Here is a 4,185-nt window from a genome sequence, read left to right as displayed (position 1 = left end):
TCTTGAACAAAGGGGAATTACCGCTCCTCTCTATATTTTAAAGGCTGATGGAGGTACACTGCCCTTTGATCTATCTGCGCAAAAACCGGGAAACCACTTTTTACCCGGCCCCGGACCGGTCCAGGCCACCCGTCCGGTGGACTGGCACTCACCCCCAGGGGACGAGACTTCAGTAGTGGTTGATATCGGTGGAACCACCACGGACCTCGCCCTGATTCTATCCGGAGAACCGCTGCTCGCCTCCAGGGGGGCGCGCATCGATGACAAGCTCACCCATGTGAGGGCCTTTGCTACCAGCCCTGCTGCTGTAGGTGGTGACAGCTGTCTGCAGGTTCAAGACGGTGTTCTACAGATCATGCCTTACCGTGAGGGCGCTGCATATTGTTTAGGTGGTGCACGACCTACACCCACTGATGCCATGCGGGTGACAGGCCTGACAGAGATCGGTGATCAAAAGCAAGCAAACAAGGCTATGGAAATACTGGGTAAGGAACTGGGCGTCGACTCAAAGCTGGCGGCAGAGCTTGTTCTGAAAAAGACAGTTGAGCGTATTGCAGGTGAGATCGAGTCCATGTTCACAGACTGGGAACAGGAACCAGCCTACCGTATCTGGGAACTGCAGCAGAGAAAGAAAATACGGCCTCAGAACCTGGTAGGAATCGGAGCCGCATCTCCTGCCTTGCTGCCTCTTTTAGGTAAAGAGATGGGCTGCAGCGCACTGACTCCACCTGATGCAGATGTGGCCAATGCCATCGGCGCTGCTCTTGCCAAAACAAATTTACGACTGACCTTTCACTTTGATACAGAAAGGAAGTTTTATTTTATTGAAGAGAACGGTGTTCAAGAGAAGCTAAAAAAAAATTGACTCCCTTGCCGGTGCTGAAAGCTTCGCTATGGACAGGCTCAAAGAGGAAGGGGAAAAGATTGGTATCCCAGCGAAAGAAGAGCCTGAACTTGTCTACAGCGAACTGTTCAATATGGTGCGGGGGTGGAGAACAGGGCGGGCGTTTGATCGATGTCTGTGTGCAGTTCCCCACAGGAATTATTCAGTATCGGGAAGAAGGTGATGCTTAATGGAACACAAAACAGGCTTAGTATTCTTTCCCGCTTTCGACTGGGCGATCTCTCCGACCCACCCGGAGCGTGAGGAAAGACTGCTCTATACAAGGGATCAGCTGTTTGAAGAGGGGATTATGGATCTCCCACAGATTGCTGAGTATAAACCGAGATTGGCCACACACAAAGATATTGCCAGGGCACACTTTTGTGTGCCTGATGTGGAAACTCAAGTAACAGAAGCGCATCTGTTTGCTGTGGGTGGTGCCCTGGTTCTGGCAGATGCCTTGATGAACAAGGAGATCAACAATGGTTTCGCCCTGGTGAGGCCGCCGGGACACCATGCCATGCGGGTTGCCCATGGGAACAGGGGTTTTTGTAATATCAACAATGAAGCGATCATGATCGAATATCTTCGCCAAAAATATGGCTTAACCAAAATTGCTATAGTGGATACTGATGTCCATCATGGTGATGGGACACAGGATATGTTCTATCATGACCCTGATGTGCTGTTCATATCCTTTCATCAGGATGGTCGTACTCTCTATCCGGGATCGGGGTTTTGTGATGAACTGGGCGGCCCAAATGCCTTCGGGATGAATATCAACATCCCCCTGCAGCCAAACACCACAGATGATGGGATTCATTATGTTTTGGATAACCTGGTGCTGCCCATACTGGAGGATTTCAAGCCTGATTTGGTGGTTAATTCAGCAGGGCAGGACAACCACTACACAGATCCCCTGGCTAACATGCGTTTTACAGCACATGGTTATGCCAGTTTGAACGAAAAACTGGATCCCGACCTGGCTGTTTTGGAGGGCGGCTATGCCATTGAAACAGCCTTGCCATATGTGAACACCGGGATCATTCTGGCTATGGCGGGACTTGATTATTCCTGGGTGCGGGAACCTGATTATCGACCGGAGAATTTCCGCGAAACTAAAGAACACATGGAATATATTCAAAGTTTAGTGAGCTATCTGTGGGAGGTCTGGAAAAACCGCGCAGAGTTAGGTGAGGAGAAGTATCCCAGGGATGGTGACTTCCTGGAGTTGAGCAGGCATATCTATTACGACACAGACAGCATCAGGGAGCAGCAGTACGAAGATATCAGGCTTTGTGATGACTGCCCGGGTTATCAGGTGATCAGATCCCGTGGGATGTATCCCTATGGAAGTTCAAAACTGATAGAGGCTATTGGTCTTCACCCCAGGGCTTGTAAATCCTGTCAGGAGGATGCCAGAAAACTATACGAGGAAAAGAAGAAAGACTATCCAGGGGTCGATGTCATCTATTTGCAGGATAAGCCGCGGGATCGTTATTTTCAATATTCCAAAGACGGAGATGTGGAACTGACAGATGAGTAAGATACTACAGGGTGATATCTGTGGGAAAAATTGAATTATTAGCCCAGGATGTGGTCAACCAGATAGCGGCAGGTGAGGTAGTGGAAAGACCGGCATCGGTTGTCAAGGAACTGATCGAAAATGCCATCGATGCGGGTGCAACACAGATTACCGTTGAAATAAAAGAAGCGGGACTTAAAGAGATCAAGGTTATCGATAACGGGGTTGGTATGACCGCACAGGATGCGGAAGTGGCCATTGCCAGGCATGCTACAAGCAAGATCAGGCAGACAGATGATTTAAACCAGGTAGCTACATTGGGGTTCCGCGGGGAGGCACTGGCGGCTATTTCCGCTGTTTCTCGATTCACTCTGTTGACGAAAACAGCGGATGATGTTGCCGGCACCAGGGTTATTGTTGAGGGTGGTCAGATAAAAGAGGTATCCCCTGTGGGCTGCCCCCGGGGAACCCAGATTCTTGTAGAGGATCTCTTCTTTAACAGCCAGCCGCGGCGCAAATTTTTAAAGAGCCCGCGATCAGAATCGGGAGCGATCGCAGATGTGGTTACCCGCTTTGCACTGGGTTACCCTAAAGTAGCTTTTCGCTACTATTCCGGAAAGAGGCTCAACCTTTCTACACCAGGACAGGATGACCTCCTGGAGATTGCCTCAATTATCTATGGAAAGGAATCAAGAGGGCAATTTCTGCAGATCTCCCATGCTGAAGATGGTATTGAGGTTCAGGGTATTATTTCAGATCCTGGCTTCACCAGGGCCAGCCGCTACTACCAGTCCTTTTTCGTGAACAGGCGCTTGATTCGCAACTATCTGCTCAGCCGTGCACTGGAGAATGCCTATCAGGGGTTGGTTACCAGCGGACACTATCCCTGTGCAATAATTTTCTTAACAATTGATCCGCGGTCAACAGATGTCAATGTGCACCCGACAAAGAGTGATATCCGATTTTCCGATCCACAGCTGGTTGCGCGGATTTTATACCACGGGATCAGAGATGCTTTGGCTGATTATTTGCAGCAGCAGCGGATGCCTGAATTCTTTTTGGGCGCACAGGCTGAGCATCCTCAGCAGAAGGAACACCCACGGCTTCAGGAGAGGGGATTGCATTTTCAGACCGCACAGCCTCTGATCGATACATTCGAGCAGCCCTTTTCCGAGAGAGGGGAGATGATTGCAGAAAGGCAGTCACTGCCTGACAAACAAGCCTTTTTTCAGAAAATGCGCCTGCTCGGACAGGTGCAGGGAACCTATATCATCGCTGAATATGGTGAAGCTGTTTTTATTATTGATCAGCATGCCGCCCATGAGCGCATCAGGTATGAAGAAATAACAGCAAATATAAAACAGAAAAAAGAGTTTTTCGCAAAAAATATATCCTGAAATTATTCAGCTTACTCCTGAGGAGGATATCCTCTATACTGAAAACAGCGAGTTATTTAGAAAGATCGGTTATCTTCTTGAAAAACAGGAAAACAACAGATATTTATTGATAAGTGTACCCTGGGGACAGCATACTAATCCTAAAGATGTTTTTAAGGAACTGCTTGACCTGGTACGCCAGGCCAAAACAGAAGCAAAGCCATTGGATATTAATGAGAAAGCGGCAGTGATGTTGGCCTGCAAAAGTGCTCTAAAAGCCGGTGATCCTTTAACAGCTCAGGAAATGAGCCGGCTCCTGGTGCAGCTGGACTGCCACAGCTCCATCCTCCGACCGGACGTGCCCCCCATTACGGAAGGCCTACCTAATAATAAAACAGTAA

5 protein-coding genes are annotated in these 4,185 nt (G+C 49.0%); all 5 read left to right on the top strand.

Annotation, left to right across the window (positions count from 1 at the left end):
- On the top strand, positions 1-865 hold an 865-nt coding region (locus SSCH_RS01120; RefSeq protein ID WP_332306879.1), incomplete at its 5' end, for a hydantoinase/oxoprolinase family protein.
- 28 nt (positions 866-893) lie between these two features.
- A complete protein-coding gene (locus SSCH_RS17940) occupies positions 894-1,067 on the top strand; it encodes a hypothetical protein (protein ID WP_156972013.1) in 174 nt (57 codons plus the stop codon).
- A gap of 6 nt (positions 1,068-1,073) precedes the next feature.
- Positions 1,074-2,429 carry a histone deacetylase family protein gene (locus SSCH_RS01115; RefSeq protein WP_044663865.1) on the top strand — a complete coding sequence of 452 codons (1,356 nt, stop codon included), beginning with the start codon at positions 1,074-1,076 and terminating at the stop codon, positions 2,427-2,429.
- A gap of 20 nt (positions 2,430-2,449) precedes the next feature.
- Positions 2,450-3,805: a DNA mismatch repair endonuclease MutL gene (gene mutL / locus SSCH_RS01110; RefSeq protein ID WP_052835171.1), complete on the top strand. Its 1,356-nt coding sequence runs from the start codon at positions 2,450-2,452 to the stop codon at positions 3,803-3,805.
- Positions 3,795-4,185, top strand: a 391-nt coding sequence (locus tag SSCH_RS20640; RefSeq protein ID WP_198142056.1) for a DNA mismatch repair MutL family protein, incomplete at its 3' end; no start/stop codon positions are given. The genes mutL and SSCH_RS20640, both read left to right, overlap by 11 nt.

The organism is Syntrophaceticus schinkii (assembly GCF_000946815.1).
GTDB lineage: Bacteria > Bacillota > DSM-12270 > Thermacetogeniales > Thermacetogeniaceae > Syntrophaceticus > Syntrophaceticus schinkii.
The sequence above is the reverse complement of the archived record's forward strand: the minus strand, read 5'-3'. Positions and strand labels throughout refer to the sequence as shown.